The sequence below is a fragment of the Corynebacterium propinquum DSM 44285 genome (assembly GCF_000375525.1).
Lineage (GTDB): Bacteria > Actinomycetota > Actinomycetes > Mycobacteriales > Mycobacteriaceae > Corynebacterium > Corynebacterium propinquum.
Window position 1 is genome coordinate 53,900 of sequence record NZ_AQXC01000007.1, and the last position, 24,769, is coordinate 78,668.

Genomic DNA, 24,769 nt, shown 5'->3' on the forward strand with positions numbered 1-24,769 from the left:
ATGGCGAAGCGTACATCCATGCGCACCATCGCCGTGCGCAATATCGTCTCGCATAAACTGCGCTTGGCGCTGACGGTGCTGTCGGTGATGCTAGGCACCGCGTTTATTTCTGGCGCGTTCATGTTCACTAATTCGCTGTCGTCGACGTTTGCAGCAGCCGTCGGTAGTGCCTATGAGGACGTGGACGCGGCCGTCAGTCCGGCAGAAGGCTCCCCGGCCATTGATGGTGAGACTGTCCAGGCCATTACTGACGACGAGTCCGTGCGGGCGGTCAACCTCACCGAATCCACCAATGTCGTGGTTGCTAATGAGAACCTCGAGGCCTACCAAGTCGGCGGAGGTACGTCGACGCTGCAAATGTATTACCCGCCGGAAGCCAAGGTGGGTGAGGCCGATGAAATCATTGATGGGGCAGCACCGCGCGGCGAGGGCGAAGTCATTGTTAACGACGCCGCCGCGGAAGAACAAGACATCAACGTCGGCGAGAAGATCATCCTGGTCACTCCGGATGAGCGCTATGAGGTTACCGTCAGCGGAATCTACACCCCAGCCCTGGAAGAAGGAGTGGGCTCGCTGTCTGTGTTGATGGAGGCAGGCGCGTACCAGCACCTGTTTAACCCGGACGGTATTGCTAGCCAGATGACCGTCGCCGCACACGATGGCACCACTTCCGAGCAGCTGGTTGACCACCTCAACGAGACATACCCAAAGGTGGAAGCCCAAACCGGGCAAGCGCTTGCCGACGATTTGACCGAACAAATCAGCAACGCGCTGAGCTTCGTCAATTACTTCTTGGTTGCCTTCGGGCTGATCGGTCTGCTGGTGGGCACGTTTATTATCGCCAACACCTTCTCGATGATTGTCGCCCAGCGCATCAAGGAATTTGCGCTGCTGCGTTCTATCGGTGCCTCCCAGCGCCAGATCACCGGATCGGTGGTCGTCGAAGCTCTGGTCGTCGGCTTCCTGGGTTCGGTGCTCGGCGTTATTTCCGGCATCGGCTTGGTTGCGGTGATCCGCGCGGTGCTATCAGCGCGCGGGATGTCCTTCGACGGTGGGGGCCTCGGCTTGTCGGTCTCCGCCGTTGTCGTGCCAATCATCTTGGGAATTCTGGTCACCATCGGTTCTGCCTGGGCTCCGGCGCGCCGGGCGGGCAGGGTGAAGCCAGTCGAAGCCATGCGCTCGACAGAATCTGCCGCCGGGGCGCCGCTGACTGTGCGTACCATCATCGGAACCATCATTATCGTCGCCGGTGTGCTGGCCGCGGGCCTGGCGATGCTGCTGGACGATTCGGGAACTACCCTGCGCGCCAGCTTGGTTGGCATCGGCGCCTTCTTAGTAGTCGTCGGTTACTTCATGGCTGGGCCGGCATTCAGCATGGGCATCGTGCCCGCGCTGGGACGGGTCATCGGTGCGCCATTTGGTTCTATGGGACGGCTGGCTTCCACGAATGCGCGCCGCTCGCCACGTCGTACCGCTGCCACGGCATTCGCGCTGACCCTGGGCATGATGCTGGTCACCGGCATTGGCATGCTGGGTGCGACCATGAAAAACAGTATCGGCGACATGCTAGAAGAAACCGTTACGGCTGATTTCTTGGCTACCGGCCCGCAGGATGGATCCTTCCCAGTACCCCAAGCGGTTCCGGGTGCGCTGGCAGAAACCGACGGCGTGGAAAGCACAGTGACCATGCGCATGGCGCCAGTGCAGATCGCCGGTCAGGCCGGATACAACTATGGTCCGGGCTATACCTTTACCAACAGCATTGACGGCAACCCGCAGGATTTCGTCGCGATGGATATCGTCGACGGGTCGGCAGATTTGGTCGCAGAACCCGGTGTGCTGGTTAGCGAAGACTTAGCGAAAGCACAAGACTGGAGTGTGGGCCAGGCACTGCCATTGACGACGCTCGAGACCGCCGAAACTTCTGATGAATCCGGTGCGCCGGTGGACGTGGAAGCGGGGACACAAACCGAGGTGACCATCACCGGCATTTACAGCAGCGAGAACGATATCTTCGAAAACCTGCTGGTCTCGCAATCTGCCGTTGATGAAGTCATGGACGGCGATACCGCACCGATCCAAATGATCGCGGTAAACACCGATGATTCCGTCGGTGAAGATGAGATGCGCGAGCGGCTGGTGGAATCGGTCAAGGAATTCCTGGTCATTCAGGTGAAAACCGGTGCCGAATATGCCGATGAGGCGAGCCAGCTGATCGATCAGATGCTGTCAATCCTGTATGCGCTGCTGGCGCTTGCCGTGATTATCGCGGTGCTGGGCATTATCAATACGCTGACACTCGGCGTGATAGAGCGTCGACAAGAAATCGGCATGTTGCGTGCAGTTGGTGCTTACCGTGGACAGATTCGCACGATGATCATTGTTGAGGCCGTCCAGATTGCGCTATTCGGTGCCATCATGGGCATTCTTGCGGGGCTTGGCCTGGGCTGGGCGTTTATCGACGTGCTGGCAGGTGAAGGCCTCGGCGGAGCGGTCATTCCGTGGAATCAGGTGCTGATCATGCTGGGTGGTGCGGCAGTCGTGGGCGTGGTTTCCGCGTTGTGGCCAGCACGCAAGGCTGCTAAGACACCACCGCTGGAAGCCATCGCGGACTAGCATGAACGATATGGACAGCACGACTGAGCCCAAGGATGTTGGCGTGGCGAAACGCACCTGGAAGGGCCACTCTCTAGGCTTCTGGCTGCTCGAGGCCATCAGCGCTTTCGCTCGGTTTTATATGGCCTATATCTGGATCAGTGCTGGCTCCGCGAAATTGAATCAGCACTTGTCCGTGACACAGACCATTGAGGGCTACGAAATCTTTACCCCGGAATGGTCTTCGGCATTGGCACATCTGATTGGCCCGCTGGAGATCGCCGGGGGAGTATTCCTGCTTCTTGGTTTGTTCCTGAAACCAGCGGGTTGGGTATCGACGACGGTGCTCGTGCTGTTTATCATCGGTGTAGGGTCCGCTTGGGCGCGTGGGCTGATGATCGATTGCGGTTGCTTCACTGTCGATATCAGCGAATCGGATCAGGCTATGAACTATTTACGCACAATCCTGCGGGATGTGTTTTATATCTTCTTAAGCGTGTGGATTGCGCGCAGGCCTTTCCGACGCTTAGCTATTTATCCGTAGGCGGCCGTTTATCCTTAACTGAGACCTTCTCGCTAGCGAGAACCAACGAAGAACAAGGTGGATGAGTGAGTAAGAAAGTAACCAACCCGAACCAGAAATCAAGCGCGGGCTTTATCGGTGCCATCGTCGCGGTGCTGGTCATCGTGGTAGCAGTGATTGCGTATATCGTCATCGCTGGACAGGGTGCGAAAGCAGAGAAATTTGCCAATTGGGAGATCAAGCAAGTTTCTGCAGAAACGAGTTTTGACGGCAACACCCTGACGTTTGGTGATGCCGACAAGGCCCCACACGTTGATCTGTATGAGGATTTCTCCTGCCCACACTGCGCACACTTGGCAGAAGCCACGGATGCTGAGGCTCTGGAAGAAATCAACGCTGGAAACCTGGCCGTATCGATTCACCCTATGACTTTCCTGGACAACCAGGGCGACGGTCATTCCACCCAGGCAGTTGCCGCTCTGCTGGCATTAGCAGAGCATGACGACGTCAACGCCCTGTGGAACCTGCGTGAAGCTATGTTCGAAAACCAGCAGGATATTGCCCGTAGCTGGGGCCCTGATGATTTCGCTGATGCGGCCGCGCAGATGGAAGCATCTGACGAGGCTGTCGAGGACATTCGCAATGGCAAGTTCCTAGAGAAGGCCCGCGAAGCTGGCGAGGCCAATGGGAAAGACTTGGAATCCAAGGTGGGTCGCGTTTCCACCCCACGCGTTCTGATGGATGGCAAAGACTTGGAAGTGGACGACATCAACGACTGGGTGAAGGTCGCTGTTGGGTCCAAGTAATACGCTGCGCGCTAAGAACAGTGCGGATCTCGAAAGCTAGCACAGCTTCACAGACACCTCTCGCACTCAGCCTGGGGTAGAAGAGAATCTTCCGAAAACCTATGCTGAGCGCGGGATTTGTTTGCGCATAAGGTGAAAGTGTAAACTCAACATTCGTTGAACAGACCGCGAAAAACAACTGATCATCGCTGTGAGTTTCAATCTGGGGCTATGGCGCAGCTGGTAGCGCACCACACTGGCAGTGTGGGGGTCACGGGTTCGAGTCCCGTTAGCTCCACTTTTTGTATTTCCCCTGGTCGTTAATGGCCTGGGGTTTTGCTGTATCTACGCTGGTTATTCGGGGTATTCTTGTTTGTGTAAAACAGACTGTAGGGGACCGGCATCGACTTATATTCGACACAATGGAGACACGTTTTTCGGTCGTGATGCCACTCATGGCAGGTAGCAATAGCCGGTTTGGACAGATACGGAAAGCGGCAGCTAATCAGCCGAGCAGGGGTCTGTTGTGTTACCGGCACACATTGTAAGTTCGTGCGTGGACGAGACTCCTCAGGAATCATGGAGGTCAAAAACCAATGCTTCAGTTAAAGAAGCAGCTATGCGCCGCTGTTATTTTTCTTTCTGGTCTTAGTGCAGCCATTTTTGGGGTGCTAGCGTTGGCAGGAAGGATAGGCGGCGTGTGGCCAGTGGGTATTTCGTTGCTTGTTTTCTTTTGCGCGGAATGGGTCTATAGCCAAATAGCGAACGCGCAGAAGAGCTAAGCGAGCGGCGATAGCAAGGCGATAGCAATAGTAAAGCTAACTATCGCGGATCCAATCCAGGCAGAGGCGCCGGAATTTTGCGCTATGCTTTTAGCGCCGTTGCAGAGTAATCGGCAAGCTACTCCAGCCGCCGACCGGGTGCTCATCGCGTTCTGCGCCTGCCTGCGAACTCGCCTTCACGGTGGCTACTGCGAGCAGCTCCTCGACAAAAGCGCCGATTTCTACCATCGACAGATCTTTGCCGGGGCACGCATGTGGCCCGGTGCCCCAGACCAGATTCTTCTCGGCATTCGCCTCTGGATCGAAGCCGTCTGGGTCGGCAAATGTCTCCGGGTCACGGTTTGCAGCAGTCCAGTGCAAATACACTCGCTGGCCTTCGTCGACTTGCTTGCCACCCACCGTTGCTGGGCGGGTGGTGACCCGCCGGTTAGAAACAAACGGATCGTCAATGCGCAAGATCTCGTCGACAAGCGCCACCAGCTCCTCGGAAGACACGCCGGAGCGGATGCGCTCTTGTACGGCGGTGTTATTTGCGAGCGCGTGCAACAGAACTCCCACGCATTTTGCCATCGAACCAAGATCACCGCCGGTCCAGTTGCGTAGGATGGACACGATCTCTTCGAATTCCAACTCGCGGCCCAAACTGGTGTCATTGATCAAGCGGTAGGTCACGCAATCCTGCCCGGCAGCACGAACCTCGCCGACGACCTCGTTGATGATCTCGTCGTATTCTTGGGCCACTCGGGCGGTGCGGTGCTGCTGTCCAGAGCGAGTGGCGGCCGCGTTTTTCTCCACCCATTCCTTCATCCGGGGCTCAATCGCACGTGGCCATCCCAGCCATGCGACCATGGCGCGCACCGCAAAATCGTAGCCCAAATCTTGCACGGCATCGACGCTTACTTCATCCCCGGCAGCGGGGGCGTCGGCAAGATATCCGTCGATGACCTCGCGGGCCACCCGGTGAAAATCTGCGCTGTAACGAGCAACCTCGTCGGCATTTAGGTAGTTATCCAGCAAGCGTCGGAAAGCGCTGTGCTTGTCGCCATCCAGCCCGTTCGGGATCTGTAAATAACGCGAGACCGCGGAGCTAAAGGTTTCGGCATCCTGGGCGACGCGGGTGGCTTCTGCGTGGCCGACAACGACGATATCTCCGGCGTCGTCATGCACAATCGGGCAGCCATGGGCATGGACGTCGTGGGAATAAGCCAACGGATCACGCCCGGCCGGGTCGGAAGTGCGAATGTCTAGCTTGTCAGGGGAAGAAGGTAGTTTTTCAGACACAATTTCGAGGTTAACAGAAATTTTTCTGTTGAAATAAGAAATGTGAAATAGAAAATTCTGGCCAATAGCAGTAGGGCAAACCGCTAAACTGGAGGCATGAAAAAGACTGCTAGTTCGAACAAAAGCGCCGGAAAAAGCAGTGCACGCAAGCTGGCTTCGGAACCCATCGGAGGTGGCCGCGGAAAACGGAGCCTACTGTTTTTCCTGCCTGCGATTTGGTTAGGCCTGATCATCGGCATTTCCCTGATCGAGGCACCGCTGAAATTCACCGCCCCAGGGATTACGATTCCACTGGGGCTGGGCATTGGCCGACGGGTGTTTTTCGCGATGAACATCGTCGAGGTCATCCTGGCCGTCGTACTCATTACGACGCTGGTGCGGCTGCTGGGGCGGCCGTCGCGGCAGAAACTCTGGGGCCTGGGCATCGCGATTAGCGTGGTGTTGGCGATCAAAATTCTGGTGATTCGCCCGATCCTCAATATCCGTACCGATGCCGTGCTGGCCGGAAATTTTGCAGGTGGCTCGACCACGCACTATTTCTACGTTGCTGCTGATGCTGCGTTGTTTATTTTGCTGATCACGTTCATGGTGGTAGTTACTCGCCGGTTGCTGCCGAAAAACCCGCAGGCTCTGGGCTAGCTGTTGTTAGTGGGGTCGCCCCGTCGGCGAGCTAGCACCGAGCTTCTCCCACTAGTTCGCGTCGTCTTTCGTGATCCGGTCGTCTTTCTCAGCCCTGCCGTCCGTATTGCTGAGTCCATGGGCGTCGTCCATGGTGTGCAAACGTGCCTTCTTCCGCTTGGATTTCAGCCACATCGTGAAAAACATGTAACCCAATAACGCGAAGGTAATCCAGGTGACATAGCGCTCGATGGTCACCAAGGTTTCGCGCACCGTGGCACCAAAAGTTAGGCCCAAATAGACGTAGAAGCATTTCAGGGCGATGGCATAGACCAGCACATACGTACCGATAACCCAGCCTTTGGTGCGTTTGATACCGGCGATGACCACAATGATCGTCGCAGGGATCGGGGAAAATGGGATAAACGACAGCAACAAACAAAAACCAGGGTGCCGGTAGATGAAATTCTCCAGCTTCCGGAACCACAACGGCGGGTGCCCCATGAACGAATAATCGATAAACATCGGGCCCCAGCGTTTGCCGATGAGATAAAACAGCGGCAGGAATTTCACCATGCTTACGGCTGCAACCAGCACTGCAGCGACGATAAGTCCGACGTTATCTTCGTTTTCTGCCGTGAGCGCCAGCACTGACAAACTCGATCCACTGAGCACCGTGTATACGAAGGTGTAATCGATCAGCAACACTGCGCGGAACGGCAACAGCGCAAGGCCGTAGATTCCAGAGGCTGCCAGCAGACCCCACAGAATCCAGTCGAAGCGCTCGAAATTGCGCATGAAACTGGGCAGTTCTTGCTGCCAGGAATCTGTGTCCGTGCTGTCCTTACCGGTGTGATTCGCATCCGCGGTTCCATCGCTCATATCGATCTTTTATAGCACCATTATCGTTTTATAGTGCTGGGATTCACGCCTGTTGCTGTTTGGCACCGCGCGTATCATCGGCTGATATGACACAAACATTCGTGAAACGCCCGAATGAATACCGTGCCGCCGAGGCAGAAGCGGCCGGCTTACGCTGGTTGGCCGAGGCCAGTGAATGCGTGCCAGCAGTGGTGTCACTGAATTCAGAACGCAACGAATTAGAGACCGCCTACGTGGAATCAGCTGCGCCTACCCCGGAGGTAGCTCGCCGAGCGGGCCGTGAGTTAGCCCGTATTCACGGCGCTGGAGCCCCGGCTTTTGGCGCACCACCCCAAGGCTGGGATGGGCCGAACTATATCGGCACCGAACAGCAAGAATGCACCCCGAGCGATCAGTGGGGCGAGTTTTATACCCGCCAACGCGTGGAGCCTTTCGCACAGGCGGCTCACCGGGCAGGCAATCTTGCCGACGACGAACTAGCCGAGGTTATGCGCGCCTGCGAAGCCATTCGTGCTACCGAATGGAATCTGCGGCCCGCCCGCATCCACGGCGATTTATGGACGGGCAACCTGCTGTTTGGCACTGACGCTCCCGTGTTCATCGATCCCGCAGCCCACGGTGGGCACCCGCATACTGATCTGGCGATGCTGGATCTATTCGGGGCCCCGCATTTCGACGAAATCATCGCCGGCTACCACGGGGTGTCCCCGTTGCCGAAAAATTGGCGCGAACTTATTCCGATGCACCAGCTGCACCCACTGGCAGTACACAGCCTGACCCACGGCCCCGCGTATGCGGGCCCGTTGCAGCGCGCGGCACAGGCAACCTTGCGGATTCTGGGGTAATACTGGGCTAATTCTCGGTTAACCCTGGGCTAATTCTGGGGCTAGCCGCGCCACCAGTCGTCGGCAAGCGTGGCTGGTAAATGCCGCTTGTGCTGGCCTGCGTCCCACAACTGTTCGATCCGTGCAGCAGCTTCGGTGCTGACCTCGCGGCCCTCCAGATAATCGTCGATCTCGGAATACCGCAGACCCAGCGCTTCTTCGTCGGGAAGGCCCGGGCGGTCGTCCTCCAGATCCGCCGTCGGAACCTTCTGCCAGGTCGCTTCTGGGGCGCCGAGGTGTTGCAGAAGTGCCGCCCCCTGACGTTTATTCAGCCCAGCCAGCGGCAGAATATCCGCGGCACCATCGCCAAATTTGGTGAAAAACCCGGTGACGTTTTCCGCGGCGTGATCAGTGCCAATCACCAATAAACCGCGCGCGCCAGCGACGGCGTACTGCGCGATCATGCGTTGACGAGCTTTCACGTTGCCGCGGTTGAAATCGCTCAAACTAGGCTCACCAACTGCCGCCGCGGCTGCCTGGTCTAAGGCAGTGGTGGCGGGAGCAATATCGATGCTGGCGGTGTGATCAGCCTGGATGAATTCCAGCGCCAGCTGGGCATCGGCATCGTCATGCTGGTGGCCGTGCGGCAGGCGCAGCGCCCAAAATTCCGCGCTGTGGCCTTTTGTGCGGTGGCCTTCGGTCCGCATTTTTTCTACCGCCAACTGCGCCAAGCGCCCTGCCAGAGTGGAATCCTGCCCGCCGGAAATGCCGAGCGCGAAACCGTGCGCGCCGGTGGTTTGCAGGTATTCGACGAGGAAGCCAACGCGCCGGGAAATTTCTTCTTCTGGATCGATTAAGGGCTTCACACCCAGGGCTTTTATGATTGATTCTTGCTTATTGCTGGGGTTTTTCGGCATGGTTTTAGCCTAGTCGCCTGACACAATGTGTGTTTGTGAAAATGACCGAGAATAACCAGACTAGTGCGCGCGATATTTCCGGCGCGCAGACTGCCGAGACCCGCCGCTACGTAAAAATGGTCGCTGCATTCGCGGCCATCGGTGGCCTGCTCTTTGGCTATGACACCGGCGTGATGTCTGGAGCACTGCTGTATATCAGCCCGGAATTTGGCATGTCTGCCGCCGAAGAGGGCCGCGTAACGGCCATGCTGTTGGTCGGAGCTGCCATCGGTGCGTTGCTCGGCGGGCGTGTGGCGGACTGGTGGGGCAGGCGCATGACGCTGATCATCAACGGCGTGATCTTTTGTGCTGGGTCCATCTGGTGCGCGATGGCCGGTTCAGTTAATGAATTAGCGACCGCCCGCACATTCTTGGGGGTCGCGGTTGGCGCGGTCTCCATCGTGGTGCCGATGTATATCGCAGAAAAAGTTCCCGCTGCGGTGCGCGGGCGCATGGTCTCGCTGAATACGCTGATGATCGTCGTCGGCCAGCTGCTGGCCTATTTGGTCAACTCCGCATTGGCGCCGACGGGCAATTGGCACTTGATGTTGGGCATGGCCGCGATTCCGGGTGCCATGCTCACCGCTGGCATGATCTTTTTGTCGGATACCCCAGTCTGGTTGGCGCGCCGGGGCCGTACCGAACAAGCCCGCGCGGTAGCTGCCCGTGCGGGCATGTCGCTGGAAGAGCTGTCCATCGTCGTCGAAGCCGAGCAACACGATGCAGGCACAGGTGGCGTGCCGGAAAGCGCGGCTGCCGGACACGCGAAGACGTCCGAGGAATTCCAAGCATTCAAGAAGCTGCGGTGGGTGCGCGTGACCATTTTATTGGCGATGCTCATCGGTGTGACGCAGCAGATCACTGGGGTCAATGCCGTGATTTATTTCGCCCCGACGATGATGAGCGAGGTCGGCATCTCGACGACTAACGCGGTCTATACCTCCATCGTCATTGGTGTGGTCTCGGTGATTGCATGTTGGGTCGGGCTGAAAATCATTGACGTGGTAGGCCGTAAACGCCTGCTGACGTGGGGGTTGACCGGAAATATCGTCTCGTTGTTGATTTTGGCGGTGACTTATTCGCTTGCCGACGGCAACACCACCTGGGCGCTGATCTCGTTGGGCATGATGGCCGTGTTTATCGCCTTCCAGCAGGCGGCGGTCTCGCCGACGACCTGGCTGTTGATCTCCGAGATCGTGCCTGTGCAGGCTCGCGGACTGGGCATGGGTATTGCCGGTGTGGCGCTGTGGGTAGCCAACTGGGCCGTCGCGCAGTTCTTCTTGCCATTGACGGAGGTCTTGAGTGGATCTGGAACCTTCGTCGCCTTCGCCATGCTGGGCGTGGTGGCGCTGGGCTTTGTTCGGGTCTTCATTCCGGAGACCATGGGCCGCAGCCTGGAAGAAGTCGGTGAAGTGATGGAGAAACGGTGGGATTTGGGAAAACAGGTGTGAGATAGGTAGACTGTCAGCTTGTGTTATGGTCACTGCTTTTGGGTGGCCACTGATAATTATTGTCTACACGCTGTGTAGTAGCCGCGTACAGAAAGGAGCGCCCGATGAAGGTCCGCAAGTCGCTTCGGTCGCTGAAGAGGAAACCGGGCGCCCAGGTTATCCGCCGCCACGGTAAAACCTTCGTGATCAACAAGAAAGATCCACGCTTCAAGGCACGTCAGGGCTAATTCACCTGGGTTTCTTCTGAAGCTTTATGCAAGCCGCCGTCTCACTCGGAATAGAGTGGGTCGGCGGTTTTTGCTATACCTCCATAGCCCCGGAGCCCGTTGCCTCTGTCTGGGCTCAGTTCTGGTTGCACTCCCGTGAGAAGTTTCCACAATTTGTTCACAGTCTTGTCACATCCTGTGAAATTACATCCTTGTATAACGATTTGATAACGCTCTGGTGGGGCATCCTGGGAAAATGCTGGCGATGGCCGGATGGGGGGTTCTTGACGGCAGCGGGAATTGTCTGGGGCGAGCTAGATGTGGGGGCTGTGAAAATCACCAGCAGGGGATTCCACAGTTGTAACTACTACATATAGTGTTATTGCGCCGATTCGCCACAAAGTATAGTGTCGATGAGGTCGAAGCGAGCCGCAGCGCTTGCCTCACAAACCGCACAATCAAAGAATTAAGTACTAGAATTTTTCGCCCACTTGCGTACTGACAAGGAAGTCTCTCCCATGGCAATCACCGTTTACTCCAAGCCAGCTTGCATGCAGTGCACCATGACCAAAAAGAAGCTGGACGCTCTCAACCTGGATTACGACGTTGTCGATATCTCCATGGATGATGAAGCCCGCGACTACATCATGGCACTGGGCTACTTGCAGGCCCCAGTTGTGGAGGCAGAAGGCGAGCACTGGTCCGGATTCCGGCCAGAGCGTTTGAGCGCACTGGCTGAGACCGTAGCCACCGCGTCTGCCTAGACCGCGCTTAGGGTGCTCCGCGCGTAGCGCCTGACAAGCACCACCTGTGATAACTCCATATCCCCCCCTCTCCCATAGACCGCAGAGACAGGAGTAAGGCCCACGATGTTGATCGTGTACTTTTCTTCCACGACGGAAAACACCAAGCGATTCGTCGACAAGCTAGGCTATCGCTCCAAACGCATTCCGCTGCGCCCGGCACAAGAAGGTCACCTCAGTGTCGATGAGCCGTTCGTGCTGGTGTGCCCAACCTATGGGGGAGGGGTTTCGTTGACTCGAGGCACCGCCAAGCCGGTTCCGCCGCAGGTCATTAAATTCTTGAATGATCCGGACAACCGCAAATATTTGCGTGCTGTCATCTCTGGTGGCAACAGCAACTTCGGTGCCGATTACGGCAAAGCAGGAGACATCATTGCTGCCAAGTGCAACGTGCCGTATGTCTACCGCTTCGAACTCATGGGCACCGCAGAAGACGTGGAGCTCGTCCGGCAAGGCCTAGATAACAACGCCCACCGGCTTGGCTTAGTAGAAGGTCTCGCATCCTAACTTCATATACACCCTCCAGTTACACACACACTGAGTAATTGCACGCTCGTGCAACAGGACCAACAAGCAGGACAACAAGCAGGAAGGTTTTCCGTGACCACTCACGTCGGCAGAACCGTCGCCGAACCCGTCAACACCGATCAGCAGCTCGACTACCATGCGCTGAACGCGTTGCTGAACCTTTATGACGAAAACGGACAGATCCAGTTCGATAAGGACCGCGAAGCGGCGAACCAATACTTCATCCAGCACGTCAACCAGAACACCGTGTTCTTTCATGACCTGGAAGAAAAAATTGATTACTTGGTAGACAACGCCTATTACGACCCGGCTGTGATCGAGCAGTATGACTTCGAGTTCATCAAATCGCTGTTCAAGCAGGCCTATGGATACAAATTCCGTTTCCAGACTTTTTTGGGCGCCTACAAGTACTACACCAGCTATACGCTGAAGACATTTGACGGTCGTCGTTACCTGGAGCGTTTTGAAGACCGCGTATCCATGACCGCGCTGTTTCTTGCCGACGGCGACGAGGAGATTGCCAAGGCCATGGTCGATGAGATCATGTCGGGGCGTTTTCAGCCGGCCACCCCGACGTTTTTGAATGCAGGCAAGGCCCAGCGCGGTGAGCTGGTTTCGTGCTTCTTGCTGCGTATCGAAGACAATATGGAATCGATCGGCCGTTCCATCAACTCCGCCCTGCAGCTGTCCAAGCGCGGCGGAGGCGTGGCGCTGCTGCTGTCGAACGTTCGCGAATCCGGCGCACCGATCAAGCACATTGAGAACCAGTCTTCCGGTGTGATCCCAGTGATGAAGCTGTTGGAAGACGCGTTTTCCTACGCCAACCAGCTCGGCGCACGCCAGGGGGCGGGTGCAGTGTACCTCAACGCACACCACCCTGACATTCTGTCGTTTTTGGACACCAAGCGCGAAAACGCGGACGAGAAAATCCGCATCAAGACGCTGTCCGTCGGCGTGGTGATTCCCGATATCACCTTCGAGCTGGCTAAGCGCAATGAGGACATGTATTTGTTCTCGCCGTATGACGTCGAACGTGTCTACGGTAAACCGTTCGCGGATATCTCGATTACCGAGCACTACGAAGACATGGTTGAAGACCCGCGCATCCGCAAGTCCAAGATCAATGCGCGCCACCTGTTCCAGACCATCGCTGAGCTGCAGTTTGAGTCCGGTTACCCGTATATCATGTTTGAAGATACGGTCAACCGTGCGAACCCGGTCAAGACCGGTCGGATCAACATGTCCAACTTGTGCTCGGAAATTCTGCAGGTTAACAGCCCCTCGGTGCTGAATGCCGATCTGACGTATGATTCCATCGGCCACGATATTTCCTGCAACCTTGGTTCGCTGAATATCGCGAAAGCCATGGACTCGCAGGATTTCGAGAAGACCATCGAGATGGCTATCCGCGCGTTGACCGCGGTGGCTGATAAGACCTCCATCGATTCCGTACCGTCTGTGCGCGAGGGCAACAACAGCTCGCACGCCATCGGCCTGGGGCAGATGAACCTGCACGGCTACTTGGGCCGCGAGCACATCTACTATGGCTCCGAAGAAGCACTGGATTTCACCAACGCGTATTTCGCGTCCGTCATGTATGCCTGCCTGAAGGCGTCGAACAAGCTAGCGCGTGAACGTGGCGAGTACTTCGCGGAATTCCCAGAATCTGACTACGCCAGTGGCGTTTTCTTCGACAGCTACGACCCGGCGGAGTTTGCTCCAAAGACCGACAAGGTCAAAGAGCTTTTCGCGAAGTCGTCGATCACCACCCCGAGCGCGGAGGACTGGGCACAGCTGAAGCACGACGTCGCCAAGCATGGCTTGTACAACCGCAACTTGCAGGCAGTGCCGCCGACAGGCTCGATTTCCTACATCAACAACTCGACGTCGTCGATCCATCCGATCGCGTCGAAGATTGAGATCCGCAAGGAAGGCAAAGTCGGCCGTGTGTATTACCCGGCGCCGCACATGGATAACGATAACCAAGAGTACTTCCAGGACTCCTACGAAATCGGCTATGAAAAGATCATCGACACCTACGCCGAGGCCACAAAATATGTAGACCAAGGCCTGTCGTTGACGCTGTTCTTTACCGATACCGTGACCACGCGTGATATCAACAAAGCGCAAATTTATGCATGGCGCAAGGGCATCAAGACGCTGTACTACATCCGGCTACGCCAGCAAGCACTGGAAGGCACCGAGGTCGAAGGTTGCGTTTCCTGCATGCTGTAGGGCTTGCCCTCGCCGCAGTAGCAGGTCGGATAGTGGCCTAGCTGCTGGTTCGCGGGTCTGCTGGTTTACGGGTTATTCCAGCGAACGCGCCACCTCGTGCAGTAACGCGTGCGAGGTGCGTTCGGCGTGGATGCCGTCGCCGTCGCTGACGTATTGGGCCAACTCCTGGTGCAGATCTAGGGTGTTGGCCACTGGTTTATCAGAATCCACACCAAAAACGGTCTTGCCGCTGTGGACTGCAAAAAATACCGGGACGAGCGCTGCGAACATTTCGTTGCCGGAAGCCTGCAAGAGCAGCGAATGGAAGCGAAGATCCGTTTCCAAAAACTCTGCAGCAGAGTCGTGCTCAGAGTCTTGCTCTGTGCCCGTTTCTGTGCTCGTTTTTGAGCCCGCTTCGGCTGGCTTTCTTGCTAACTGCAGTAACCGTTCGGCTAATTCTAGGATTTCTACGCGCTGCTCGGCACTCGCGTGCTCGGCGGCTTGCCGTGCTGCAACCGGTTCTATCGCCATGCGGAGTTCATTGAGTGAAGACAACTGTGCGCCCCTCTGATTGGAAGCTGCCAACCGCCAGCTGATCACCGCAGGATCAAATAACGCCCAGTGTTGCTGTTCCAGCACCGTGATGCCGACTCGCCTGCCGGATTCCACCAGCCCGACATGTTCGAGTGCCCGCATGGTTTCCCGAGCCACGGTGCGTGAAATTCCAAAGCGCTCACAGATGGACTGCAGCGTGAAGTGCGAACCTACGGCGTGTTCACCGGCGACTATTTCCCGACCGAGTTCATCAAAGACCGAGCCCAGCAGTGGGGTGGGAGCAGTCGCACCGTGGGGATGGGTCGGCGAGGTCACAGGTGATTTGCCTTTCATCGTTGTGGTTTGGCTGGTGGTGGTTGGCTGGGAGTTCGTCACGGAGGCGAGCAACCGGCTAGATTAGTAAGGAGAGATTGGGCTCGTGCACCCGTAGTATTCGAGCCCAATTTTACTGCACACATCCGCGACGGAGGAAGGGCTCCCATGGCTCCTGGTACTGCGCATATTGACCCGAACAAGCCGGTCAAAGCCATCAACTGGAACACTATCCCGGACGATAAGGATCAGGAAGTCTGGGATCGACTGACCGGTAACTTCTGGTTGCCAGAAAAGGTTCCGGTATCCAACGATATTCCGACGTGGAAGACGCTGACGGAAAAAGAAAAAGAGACCACCATGCGGGTCTTTACCGGCTTGACGCTGCTGGACACCATCCAAGGCACCGTTGGTGCGGTGAGCATGCTGCCGGATTGCCAAACGCAGCATGAAGAAGCCGTGATGACGAACATCGCGTTCATGGAATCGGTGCACGCGAAATCGTATTCCAATATCTTCATGACGTTGGCGCCGACACCGATGATCAATGACGCGTTCCGCTGGTCGGAAGAAAACGAGCGTCTGCAGCGCAAGGCACGCATCGTGTTGGACTACTACCACGGCGATGATCCGGACAAGCGCAAGGTAGCTTCGACGATCCTGGAATCGTTCCTGTTTTATTCCGGGTTCTACTTGCCCATGTATTGGTCCTCGCGTGCGAAGCTGACGAACACCGCGGATATCATCCGGTTGATCATTCGCGACGAGGCCGTACACGGTTATTACATTGGCTACAAGTACCAGCAGTCGGTGAAAAAGCAATCGCCAGAGCGTCAGGAAGAGCTCAAGAACTACACCTTCGAGCTTCTCTATGAACTCTACGAAAACGAGATGCAGTACACCGAGGATCTTTACGACGAGCTCGGCTGGACCGAAGACGTCAAGCGTTTCTTGCGCTACAACGCGAACAAGGCGCTGAATAACCTCGGTTACGAGGGCATGTTCCCGGCTGATGAGACTCGCGTGTCCCCAGAAATCTTGTCGGCGTTGGCGCCGAATGCCGACGAAAACCACGATTTCTTCTCCGGTTCCGGTTCCTCTTATGTCATGGGCAAAGCGGAGCTGACAACCGACGACGATTGGGATTTCTAAGACCCGTCGAAAGTTTGACACCAACCGGGGGAACGGATGAGTTCCGGAAAGTCGAACTTTTCACACAAACCTCAACAGTCACAGTGGGGTGGCTCACGAAGCATGTGCTTCAGACCTAGTCGCCTGACCCGGTATGGCTGGNGGGGNTTTTCGCGTTCTCGCACTTAAGCCGTCTATAGGGACAATAACCGTGGCGGTGGGGGAGTAGTCATCGAAAAGAGCCTGGCTAAGGCTAGGTAAACCGGCTGATTGATGCCGTGGCGAGCACAGAAACAAAAACACTCAGTGGTTACCTAAAAAGCTCGCAGTGACCTAATATAAATACACGTAATTAATTGGCATTTTCTGCACCTTCAGCGTGCTCTCAAGAGCGGTGCTGCTGGCGCGGCAAATGCTTTCGTAATTAGGAGGAATTATGACCGCTGTGGCGCCACGGCTTGATGATTATGTCGAGCCAACTCGCCCCCAGCCAACGGGGCATGAACGCACCGGGTCTAAGGCTTTGACAATTCTTTCAACCACCGACCACAAGCAGCTGGGCATCATGTACTTGATCATGTCCTTCAGCTTCTTCTTCCTCGGTGGTTTGATGGCACTGTTGATCCGTGCCGAATTGTTCACCCCTGGCCTGCAGATGCTGTCCAACGAGCAGTTCAACCAGCTGTTCACTATGCACGGCACCGTGATGCTGCTGCTGTTCGCTACCCCGGTTGTGTGGGGTTTCGCTAACTACATCCTGCCGCTGCAGATCGGCGCACCGGATGTGGCTTTCCCACGGCTGAACGCTTTTGGTTTCTGGATCACCACCATCGGTGGCTTCGTCATGCTGGCCGGGTTCCTGACCCCAGGTGGTGCCGCTGACTTCGGTTGGACGATGTACATGCCTTTGGCGGACTCGATCCACACCCCAGGTTTGGGCGCTGACTTCTGGATCGTCGGTGTTGGTGCTACCGGTGTCGGTACCATCGCTTCGGCCGTGAACATGCTGACCACCCTGCTGACTCTGCGCGCACCGGGCATGACCATGTTCCGTATGCCAGTGTTCTGCTGGACCATCATGGTTGCTGCCATCCTGGCGCTGATGATCTTCCCAGTTCTGACCGCTGCCGCACTGGGTGTTTTGTATGACCGCCAGCTCGGCGGCCACATCTACGAGCCTGCCAACGGTGGCGCCATCCTGTGGCAGCACCTGTTCTGGTTCTTCGGCCACCCAGAGGTGTACGTTCTGGCGATCCCATTCTTCGGTGTGATCTCCGAGATCGTTCCAGTCTTTTCCCGCAAGCCAGTCTTCGGCTACATCGGCTTGGTCTTCGCGACGCTGTCCATCGGTGGTATGTCGATGGCAGTGTGGGCACACCACATGTTCGTTACCGGCGCCATCTTGCTGCCGTTCTTCTCGTTCATGACCTTCCTGATCGCCATCCCAACCGGTATGAAGTTCTTCAACTGGGTCGGCACCATGTGGAAGGGCCACATCACCTGGGAAACCCCAATGATCTGGGCCATGGGCTTCCTGACCACCTTCCTGTTCGGTGGTATGACCGGTGTCATGCTGGCTTCGCCACCACTGGATTTCCACCTGGCAGAGTCCTACTTCCTGATCGCTCACTTCCACTACACCCTGTTCGGTACCGTTGTGTTCTCCGCCTTCGCGGGTCTGTACTTCTGGTTCCCGAAGATGACCGGTCGTATGCTGGACGAGCGCCTCGGCAAGATTCACTTCTGGTTGACCTTCATCGGCTTCCACGGCACCTTCCTGGTGCAGCACTGGGTCGGCAACATGGGTATGCCACGTCGTTACGCTGACTACCTGGACTCTGACGGATTCACCATCTACAACCAGATCTCCACCGTCTTCGCCTTCGTACTGGGTGCCTCTGTTATCCCACTGGTATGGAATGTCTTTAAGTCCTGGCGCTACGGTGAGGTCGTCACCGTCGACGATCCATGGGGCTACGGCAACTCCCTGGAGTGGGCAACCTCGTGCCCACCACCACGCCACAACTTCGTGTCGATGCCACGCATCCGTTCGGAGCGTCCAGCATTCGAGCTGCACTACCCGCACATGGTCGAGCGTATGCGCGCCGAAGCACACTCTGGTGCTCACGAGTCCGGAGCACACGAAGACCCACGTCAGGTTGCACAACCGGCAGGTGCACACGCCAAAAGCTAATGCATACAAGCAATGCTAGAGCGAGCGGAAAACACGTTCTCGCGTTGCACATAGGCACAGCAGAATTAAACAGTATGGTTCTGGACAAATCAGCCACAGCGGTTGCGCCAGCACCAACTAGTACCTGCTAACAAGCCAACCCCCGCGCCCATCCACTCCTAGTGGGCAGCGGGGGTTTCGCTTATTCTAGAAACGGCCGGACCGGCAACATTTCGTTATCGCGTAACAGAATTGAGGAACCTGTGAACCAATCAGAGCCCAGCACGACGCACACGACGGCTATAACACCCGCGGCGGCTACGACGGCTACGGCCGCCACGGCGGCCACGGTGGGTACGAAAGTTGAACCCACCGTGCGTTTGCAGGAGGGGCTTCGTTCTGCCGTAGTGATCGTCAGCGGCAAAGACCAAAAAGGTGTCTCCGCGGAATTTTTCCGCGTGCTCGCTCATTATGGTGTCCAGCTCTTGGACGTACAGCAGTCGGAATTCTTGGGCCATTTGCAACTGGCAGCATTCACCGGAATCAAAGACGAATATTTCGCAGAACTATCCGAGACACTGACTGATGCATTAACCCCGCTGGGCCAGCAGGTGACCATTGAGTATTCGGCTACGGACGAAGGGACTCCTGCGCCTGCCCCGCGTTCCACCCACGTGGTGGTGGTGTTAGGTAATCCGGTCACGGCACAGGCGATCTCGGCGATTGGTGCGACCTTGGCGAAGCACGGCGCGAATATCGACCGCATGCGCGGCATCGCCGATTATCCAGTGACCGGGCTAGAAATTTTCGTCTCGGTGGCCAACCCAGCACCAGGTGCTAGTGAAAACCTTCGCGCCGCTTTAGCGCAACTGACCAGCAACCTGGGCGTCGATATCGCTATCGAGCGTGCTGGCTTGGCGCGTCGCGGTAAACGACTGGTCTGCTTCGACTGCGATTCCACGTTGATTACCGGTGAGGTCATCGAAATGTTGGCTGCACACGCGGGAAGGGAAGCGGAAGTAGCAGAGGTGACCGAGCGCGCGATGCGCGGTGAGCTGGACTTTGAAGAATCGCTGCGTGAGCGAGTGAAAGCACTGGCCGGATTGGATGCCTCCGTGGTGCAGGAAGTTGCTGACGCCATCGAACTAACCCCAGGTGCGCGCACCACGCTGCGCACGCTGAACCGCATGGGCTACCGCACTGCGGTGGTCTCTGGTGGCTTTATTCAGGTCTTGGAGGATCTCGCGGAAGAACTTGAGCTGGATTACGTGCGGGCCAACACCCTGGAGATTGAAAACGGCAAGCTCACCGGCCGGGTGATCGGACAAGTAGTGGATCGGGCCGCGAAAGCAAACTTCTTGGCGGAATTTGCGGCTGATTCGGGCCTGACGATGGCACAAACCGTGGCTGTCGGCGACGGTGCCAATGACATCGACATGATCTCTGCCGCTGGTCTGGGCGTGGCCTTCAATGCGAAGCCCGCGTTGCGGGAAATCGCGGATACGTCGGTAAGCCACCCGTTTTTGGATGAGGTGCTCTACATCATGGGCATCCCACGCACAGAGATCGATACCTCGGACCGCGAAGACGGTAGCTACCGTCGCGTCGCACTGGACTAGCTTTGCACCAACCTTTTCAGCGCACCCAGCACCGTGTTTTTATCTTGGGTGCGCCAAAAAGGCGGCAGCGACGATAATAAAAACTGCCCGTAGCGTTTCGTGACCACACGGTTGTCCAAAACCGCGACCACACCGCGGTCGGTCACCGACCGCAACAAACGTCCCGCACCCTGCGCCATCAACAGCGCGGCATGGGTAGCAGAGACCTCCATAAAACCGTTTCGTCCCGCTGCCTGGGCTGCCTCCGAGCGCGCTTGCAGCAGTGGATTATCGGGCCGCGGAAACGGGATGCGATCCATCAACACCAGCGAGCACGCCTTGCCGGGCACGTCCACGCCTTGCCACAGCGTCAAAGTGCCAAACAGCACCGAGTGCTCTTTTGCCGCAAACTTTTCGACGAGCGCTCCAATCGAATCCTCGCCCTGCACATAGACCGGGAAAGGCAACTTTGGGCGTAACTCGTCGGCCGCCTGCACTGCTGCGCGTTTCGACGAAAACAAGCCCAGCGTGCGCCCGCCGGCTGCCATGATCAGCTCGCGCATCTCTTCCAGTGTTTCTGGTGCCAGGCCATCTCTGCCCGGCTGCGGCAGATGCTTCGGAGCATACAAAATCCCGGACTTTGCCGGATCAAACGGGGTTCCAGCATCCAAGCTGTCCCACTTACCCTTGGGCAAACCCCACTGTGCACCCATGGCGTCGAAACGCCCGCCCAAGGTGAGCGTGGCAGAGGTCAGCACCACGGTGTTTTCGCCGAAGAGCCGATCGCGCAGCAAATCCGCCACCGACAGCGGGGCGACCTGCAGTGTGTCGCCGTAGCGCTCATTGCGATCCAACCAGACCACATCGTCTTGGGCGGCCGGGTCGTCGGTATCAAAGACTTCCTGGATCCGGTGCACGGTCTCTTCGAGCGTGGCCAAGTGATTGCGCAGATTATTGCGCTCGGCGGCGGTTTCTGGTTCGTTGGTGGCTTCGCCTTCTGGGGCGTCTTTCAAGGTGGCACGCAGCGACGACAACAGCTCCGCGATGGCGCTCAGTTCTGAATCCGCGGCCTGATCCAATTCCGTCCAGCGCCCGTCGGGAAGATCTTCTGTGGTAATCCGCCATTGCTCGGCAAGATCCTTCAAACGGGAATCCTTGCCTTCCGCGCCAAGCGGCCCGGCGCGATTAGCGGCCAGCGTTAGCGAGCGCGGGGAGAGTTCCGCTGTGGTTGCAGAGGTAATCCGGGCGTCGAGTTCGTGGGCCTCGTCGATGATGACGCAATCGTGTTCGGGCAGGGTATCGATCTCCGAGATGGCGTCGATGGCGAGCATGGCGTGGTTCGTGACGACGACGTCGACTTCGCGGGCTTCCTGGCGGGCGAGTTCGGCGAAACACTCTACGCCGTGTGGGCAGCGCGAAGCGCCGAGGCATTCTTGGGAGCTGACAGAAACGTGCCGCCAGGCGGCATCGCTGACGCTGGTGTCTAGGTCATCGCGGTCGCCGGTCTCGGTTTCTTGGGCCCAGTTGTGCAGGGTGGCGATTTGTTTGCCTAGCCAGGTGATTGGTTGCGGGTTGCCGGAGCGTGCGGGGGTTTCGCTGGCAGCTTGTTCGGCTGTATGTCCGGAAGCTGCAGCCGCATCTTCGGCAGCAGCTTCTAATTCCGGTTCCAGTTGGGCTTGCGCAATTTTGTTCATGCACAGGTAGTTGGACCGGCCCTTCATAATTGCGAACGTTGGCCGCCGTTCCATCACCGGCTCCAGGGCGTCGGCAAGCCGAGGTAGGTCGCGTTCGATGAGCTGGCGCTGCAAAGCCAGGGTCGCGGTGGAGACGATGACGCAGGTATCGGTTTCTTGCGCGTGGCGAAACGCCGGGACCAGGTAGGCCAGGGATTTTCCGGTTCCGGTGCCAGCCTGGACTGCCAAGTGACGCCCGGAACCAAGGGCGGATTCGACGGCGTTGGCCATCCGGCGCTGGCCCGGGCGGTCTGCACCACCGAAACCGCTCACGGCAGTGGCGAGAAGTTCTTCGGTGCTGGTGGTGCCGTTGCTGGCGTTGTTCCCGGTGCTGTTGCTAGTGCTGGCAGACTCCATTTAGAACCCAGCCAGACGCGTCGGAACCGCAGGTTCACCACGGCCCAAAGCCAACCCTTCCCACGGCAGGCTGGCAATGCCTGCTGAGACTAGTTCGCGGGAGGTATGCAGGTCATCCAAGCCGTCGACGATCTCGCCGTCGCGGATCAACGGAACCGTCAATTCACGGATTTCTGCACCGGAATGCGCAGGTATCTCGCCGCCAAGCGGGTAGATGATTTCTTCTACCGCCACTCCGGTTTCACGGTACGTGCGCACGCCGGCTTTGGTGCCGCCGTCGGAGACCTTTCCGGACGAACGCTTCGAAACGGGTTTGCCCTCGACTTCCACCAGCTTGTACACCAGCGATGCCGTCGGTGAGCCAGAGCCAGTGACCACGGAGGTGCCGACGCCGAAGACATCGACGGGGTCACCGCGCAAACCAGCGATGGCGAATTCATCCAGGTCAGAAGAGACCACGATTTTGGTGTTGGTCGCTCCGAGCCCATCAAGCTGCTTGCGCACCCGGCGGGTTAGTGCGCCCAAGTCGCCGGAGTCGATGCGCACGCCGCCAAGCTCGGTTCCCGCAACAGTGACCGCGTTTTCTACTCCCTGGGTGATATCGAAAGTATCGACCAGCAGCGTCGTCGATGCACCGTGGCGTTGCACCTGCGCAGCAAAAGCCGATTTTTCATCCGGCTGGCCATTCTCGTCGACGTGCAGCAGGGTCCATGCGTGCGCGGCCGTGCCCTGCGCCGGAATGCCATAGCGGCTGGCGGCTTCCAGGTTAGAGGTGGCGTCGAACCCAGCGAGATAAGCCGCGCGGGCAGCAGTGACCGCAGCGTATTCGTGGGTGCGCCGCGAGCCCATTTCCAGCATGAAGCGCCCATCCGCAGCGCAGACCATGCGGGCAGCGGCAGAGGCCACAGCAGAATCCGCGTTCAAAATGGACAGCACGACGGTTTCCAATACGACGCATTCGGCGAAAGTCCCGCGGACCGTCACAATGGGGGAAGACGGGAAGTAGAGCTCGCCTTCGCGGTAGCCATCTACCTGGCCGCGGAAACGATAATTACGCAGGTACTCGATGGTTTCCGGTTGCAGGAAATCGAGCTGTTCCAGTTGTTTTTCAGTGAAGCGGAAATCGCGGATTGCTTCCAGCACTCGCGCCGTGCCAGCGACGATGCCGTAGCGGCGCTCGGTGGGCAAGCGCCGGGTGAAAACCTCGAAGGTGACGTTGCGGAAGGCGGTGCCGTCGGCAAGCGCGGCTTCGAGCATCGTCAGCTCGTATTTATCGGTTAATAGCGCGGTGGAAGCGGCAGGATGCTGCAATGAATTCACACTCGCTAAGGATACACCCGGCATTCTTGCCGACGGCTGGTGGCTGCGGGAGGGCTGAGAGGTTTGAGAGAGTTGAGAGGGTTGCGCGGGTTCATCGGCCCCGGAGGTTTCAGACTTCTTGAGCTGTTTGGGTTTCTAGTACGCAGAAATCGCGGGGGCGAGTCAGTAAACTAGCAATCATGAATACGCGCAAGTCTGAGGTTCACGAGTCGGAAGTTTCTGTAGAACGAGAAACCTCCGCCATGGAAGTGCACGCATCGAGCCCAATGGCCAGCCCCGAGCTGGATGAAGAAATTGACGTTGAGGTTGCTACGAGTGCGAACCTGCCGTGGATGTGCATCGTCTGGGATGACCCCGTCAACCTCATGAGCTATGTGACCTACGTGTTCCAAACCGTGCTGGGTTATTCGAAATCCCGCGCGCAGGAGCTGATGATGCAGGTGCACTCGGAAGGCAAAGCCGTGGTGACCTCCGGTGAGCGCGATAAGGTGGAAGCCGATGTGAAAAAGCTGCACACCGCTGGGCTGTGGGCGACGATGCAGCAAGCGGGCTAATCCCCGGCGCGATATTCCGAGCAATTAAGGACTAGAGGAGCTTTCGAGACCATGCAACCGTGGCGTAAGAAGAAGGGCCTGCGACGCAGCCCGAAATTCCAGACCGTTCTCGACCCCATTGAGCGTGAAGCCCTGGGCGATATTATCGCCGCTGTCGTGGAAGCGATTATCGCCCGCGCGCAGTCCGCGCCGAAAGACGAGCTGGCTGAGATGATGGATATGCCTTCCGGCCACAAAGAAGCGCCGGATGATCCCGCACTGGCGCGGTTGTTCCCGGATTTTCAGCGCGAAGGCGACGAGGAATACGACGGCGATCGCTCCCTGTTGCGTTCGTTGCACGAAAATGACATTGCGCGTGCCAAGCTACAAAACCTGCAGTTGGTCTCCGAAAAGGTCAATGACGGTGTGGAAATTAGCGTGGATGAATCCGAGGTGCAGGCCTTTGTTGCGGGCCTGAACGACGCCCGGTTGTATCTGGCGAATACCGATAAGAAAGTCTCAGAGCTGATCTCAGACCGGGATGCGCTGGTGGAATGGTTGGCGTATAACCAGGATTCGCTGCTCACCGCCATGATGGAAGACTAAAAG

At 57.5% G+C, this 24,769-nt stretch carries 21 protein-coding genes and 1 tRNA gene; 16 read left to right on the forward strand and 6 right to left on the reverse strand.

Going from position 1 to position 24,769, the window contains the following annotated elements; all coding sequences use genetic code 11:
* From B142_RS0107100 to B142_RS0107115, 4 genes are all read left to right on the forward strand, one after another.
* Entirely contained in the window at window positions 1–2,616 is a 2,616-nt protein-coding gene (locus tag B142_RS0107100; protein ID WP_026167931.1) for an ABC transporter permease, read from the forward strand.
* 1 nt (window position 2,617) lies between these two features.
* A complete protein-coding gene (locus B142_RS0107105; protein WP_018120854.1) occupies window positions 2,618–3,139 on the forward strand; it encodes a MauE/DoxX family redox-associated membrane protein in 522 nt (173 codons plus the stop codon).
* A 65-nt stretch (window positions 3,140–3,204) separates the two neighbouring features.
* Window positions 3,205–3,924, forward strand: a complete 720-nt coding sequence (locus tag B142_RS0107110; protein WP_018120855.1) for a DsbA family protein — start codon at window positions 3,205–3,207, stop codon at window positions 3,922–3,924.
* Window positions 3,925–4,128: 204 nt separating this feature from the next.
* Window positions 4,129–4,201: transfer RNA gene (locus tag B142_RS0107115), tRNA-Ala, on the forward strand.
* Window positions 4,202–4,775: 574 nt separating this feature from the next.
* Here the strand turns inward: B142_RS0107115 and B142_RS0107125 are convergent.
* Window positions 4,776–5,966: a cytochrome P450 gene (locus B142_RS0107125; RefSeq protein WP_018120857.1), complete on the reverse strand. Its 1,191-nt coding sequence runs from the start codon at window positions 5,964–5,966 to the stop codon at window positions 4,776–4,778.
* 96 nt (window positions 5,967–6,062) lie between these two features.
* Between B142_RS0107125 and B142_RS0107130 the strand changes: the two genes are divergently transcribed.
* The gene (locus tag B142_RS0107130; protein ID WP_018120858.1) at window positions 6,063–6,605 is read left to right on the forward strand and encodes a hypothetical protein; all 543 of its coding nucleotides are present in this window, start codon (window positions 6,063–6,065) and stop codon (window positions 6,603–6,605) included.
* A gap of 51 nt (window positions 6,606–6,656) precedes the next feature.
* Here B142_RS0107130 and B142_RS12190 read toward each other — a convergent pair whose 3' ends face one another.
* Window positions 6,657–7,466, reverse strand: a complete 810-nt coding sequence (locus B142_RS12190) for an SNARE-associated domain-containing protein (protein WP_018120859.1) — start codon at window positions 7,464–7,466, stop codon at window positions 6,657–6,659.
* A gap of 41 nt (window positions 7,467–7,507) precedes the next feature.
* Here B142_RS12190 and B142_RS0107140 point away from each other — a divergent pair, with 41 nt between their 5' ends.
* Window positions 7,508–8,311: a fructosamine kinase family protein gene (locus B142_RS0107140; RefSeq protein WP_328706752.1), complete on the forward strand. Its 804-nt coding sequence runs from the start codon at window positions 7,508–7,510 to the stop codon at window positions 8,309–8,311.
* A gap of 41 nt (window positions 8,312–8,352) precedes the next feature.
* Here the strand turns inward: B142_RS0107140 and nadE are convergent, their stop codons facing one another.
* Window positions 8,353–9,207, reverse strand: coding sequence for an ammonia-dependent NAD(+) synthetase (gene nadE / locus B142_RS0107145; RefSeq protein WP_018120861.1), 855 nt, complete (start codon window positions 9,205–9,207; stop codon window positions 8,353–8,355).
* 41 nt (window positions 9,208–9,248) lie between these two features.
* Between nadE and B142_RS0107150 the strand changes: the two genes are divergently transcribed.
* From B142_RS0107150 to nrdE, 5 genes are all read left to right on the forward strand, one after another.
* On the forward strand, window positions 9,249–10,697 hold the full coding sequence (locus B142_RS0107150; RefSeq protein ID WP_018120862.1) for a sugar porter family MFS transporter: 1,449 nt from the start codon (window positions 9,249–9,251) through the stop codon (window positions 10,695–10,697).
* A gap of 104 nt (window positions 10,698–10,801) precedes the next feature.
* Window positions 10,802–10,924: a type B 50S ribosomal protein L36 gene (gene ykgO / locus B142_RS0107155; RefSeq protein ID WP_018120863.1), complete on the forward strand. Its 123-nt coding sequence runs from the start codon at window positions 10,802–10,804 to the stop codon at window positions 10,922–10,924.
* Window positions 10,925–11,421: 497 nt separating this feature from the next.
* A complete protein-coding gene (nrdH, locus tag B142_RS0107160) occupies window positions 11,422–11,667 on the forward strand; it encodes a glutaredoxin-like protein NrdH (protein WP_026167934.1) in 246 nt (81 codons plus the stop codon).
* 105 nt (window positions 11,668–11,772) lie between these two features.
* A complete protein-coding gene (gene nrdI / locus B142_RS0107165; RefSeq protein ID WP_018120866.1) occupies window positions 11,773–12,213 on the forward strand; it encodes a class Ib ribonucleoside-diphosphate reductase assembly flavoprotein NrdI in 441 nt (146 codons plus the stop codon).
* Window positions 12,214–12,306: 93 nt separating this feature from the next.
* On the forward strand, window positions 12,307–14,469 hold the full coding sequence (gene nrdE / locus B142_RS0107170) for a class 1b ribonucleoside-diphosphate reductase subunit alpha (RefSeq protein WP_018120867.1): 2,163 nt from the start codon (window positions 12,307–12,309) through the stop codon (window positions 14,467–14,469).
* A 72-nt stretch (window positions 14,470–14,541) separates the two neighbouring features.
* Here the strand turns inward: nrdE and B142_RS0107175 are convergent, their stop codons facing one another.
* Complete coding sequence (locus B142_RS0107175) at window positions 14,542–15,336, reverse strand: FadR/GntR family transcriptional regulator (RefSeq protein WP_018120868.1); 795 nt, start codon at window positions 15,334–15,336, stop codon at window positions 14,542–14,544.
* A gap of 147 nt (window positions 15,337–15,483) precedes the next feature.
* On the opposite strand from B142_RS0107175, the gene nrdF reads away from it, so the two are divergent.
* The 3 genes from nrdF (at window position 15,484) to serB (ending at window position 20,238) form a co-directional block, all read left to right on the forward strand.
* Entirely contained in the window at window positions 15,484–16,467 is a 984-nt protein-coding gene (gene nrdF, locus B142_RS0107180) for a class 1b ribonucleoside-diphosphate reductase subunit beta (RefSeq protein ID WP_018120869.1), read from the forward strand.
* Between the two features lie 415 nt (window positions 16,468–16,882).
* Window positions 16,883–18,640, forward strand: coding sequence for an aa3-type cytochrome oxidase subunit I (gene ctaD, locus B142_RS0107185; RefSeq protein WP_018120870.1), 1,758 nt, complete (start codon window positions 16,883–16,885; stop codon window positions 18,638–18,640).
* Window positions 18,641–18,993: 353 nt separating this feature from the next.
* Window positions 18,994–20,238 (forward strand): phosphoserine phosphatase SerB, encoded by a 1,245-nt coding sequence (gene serB / locus B142_RS0107195; RefSeq protein ID WP_018120872.1) that lies wholly within the window; start codon window positions 18,994–18,996, stop codon window positions 20,236–20,238.
* On the opposite strand, the gene B142_RS0107200 is transcribed toward serB, so the two are convergent.
* Together B142_RS0107200 and B142_RS0107205 are read right to left on the reverse strand one after the other, a co-directional pair.
* Window positions 20,235–22,307, reverse strand: a complete 2,073-nt coding sequence (locus tag B142_RS0107200) for an ATP-dependent DNA helicase (RefSeq protein WP_018120873.1) — start codon at window positions 22,305–22,307, stop codon at window positions 20,235–20,237. The genes serB and B142_RS0107200 overlap by 4 nt on opposite strands.
* Window positions 22,308–23,651, reverse strand: coding sequence for a nicotinate phosphoribosyltransferase (locus B142_RS0107205; RefSeq protein ID WP_049148541.1), 1,344 nt, complete (start codon window positions 23,649–23,651; stop codon window positions 22,308–22,310).
* Window positions 23,652–23,869: 218 nt separating this feature from the next.
* Between B142_RS0107205 and clpS the strand changes: the two genes are divergently transcribed.
* Window positions 23,870–24,181 carry an ATP-dependent Clp protease adapter ClpS gene (clpS, locus tag B142_RS0107210; RefSeq protein ID WP_026167937.1) on the forward strand — a complete coding sequence of 104 codons (312 nt, stop codon included), beginning with the start codon at window positions 23,870–23,872 and terminating at the stop codon, window positions 24,179–24,181.
* Window positions 24,182–24,232: 51 nt separating this feature from the next.
* Window positions 24,233–24,766, forward strand: a complete 534-nt coding sequence (locus B142_RS0107215) for a DUF2017 domain-containing protein (RefSeq protein ID WP_018120876.1) — start codon at window positions 24,233–24,235, stop codon at window positions 24,764–24,766.
* The last annotated feature ends 3 nt before the right edge of the window (window positions 24,767–24,769 follow it).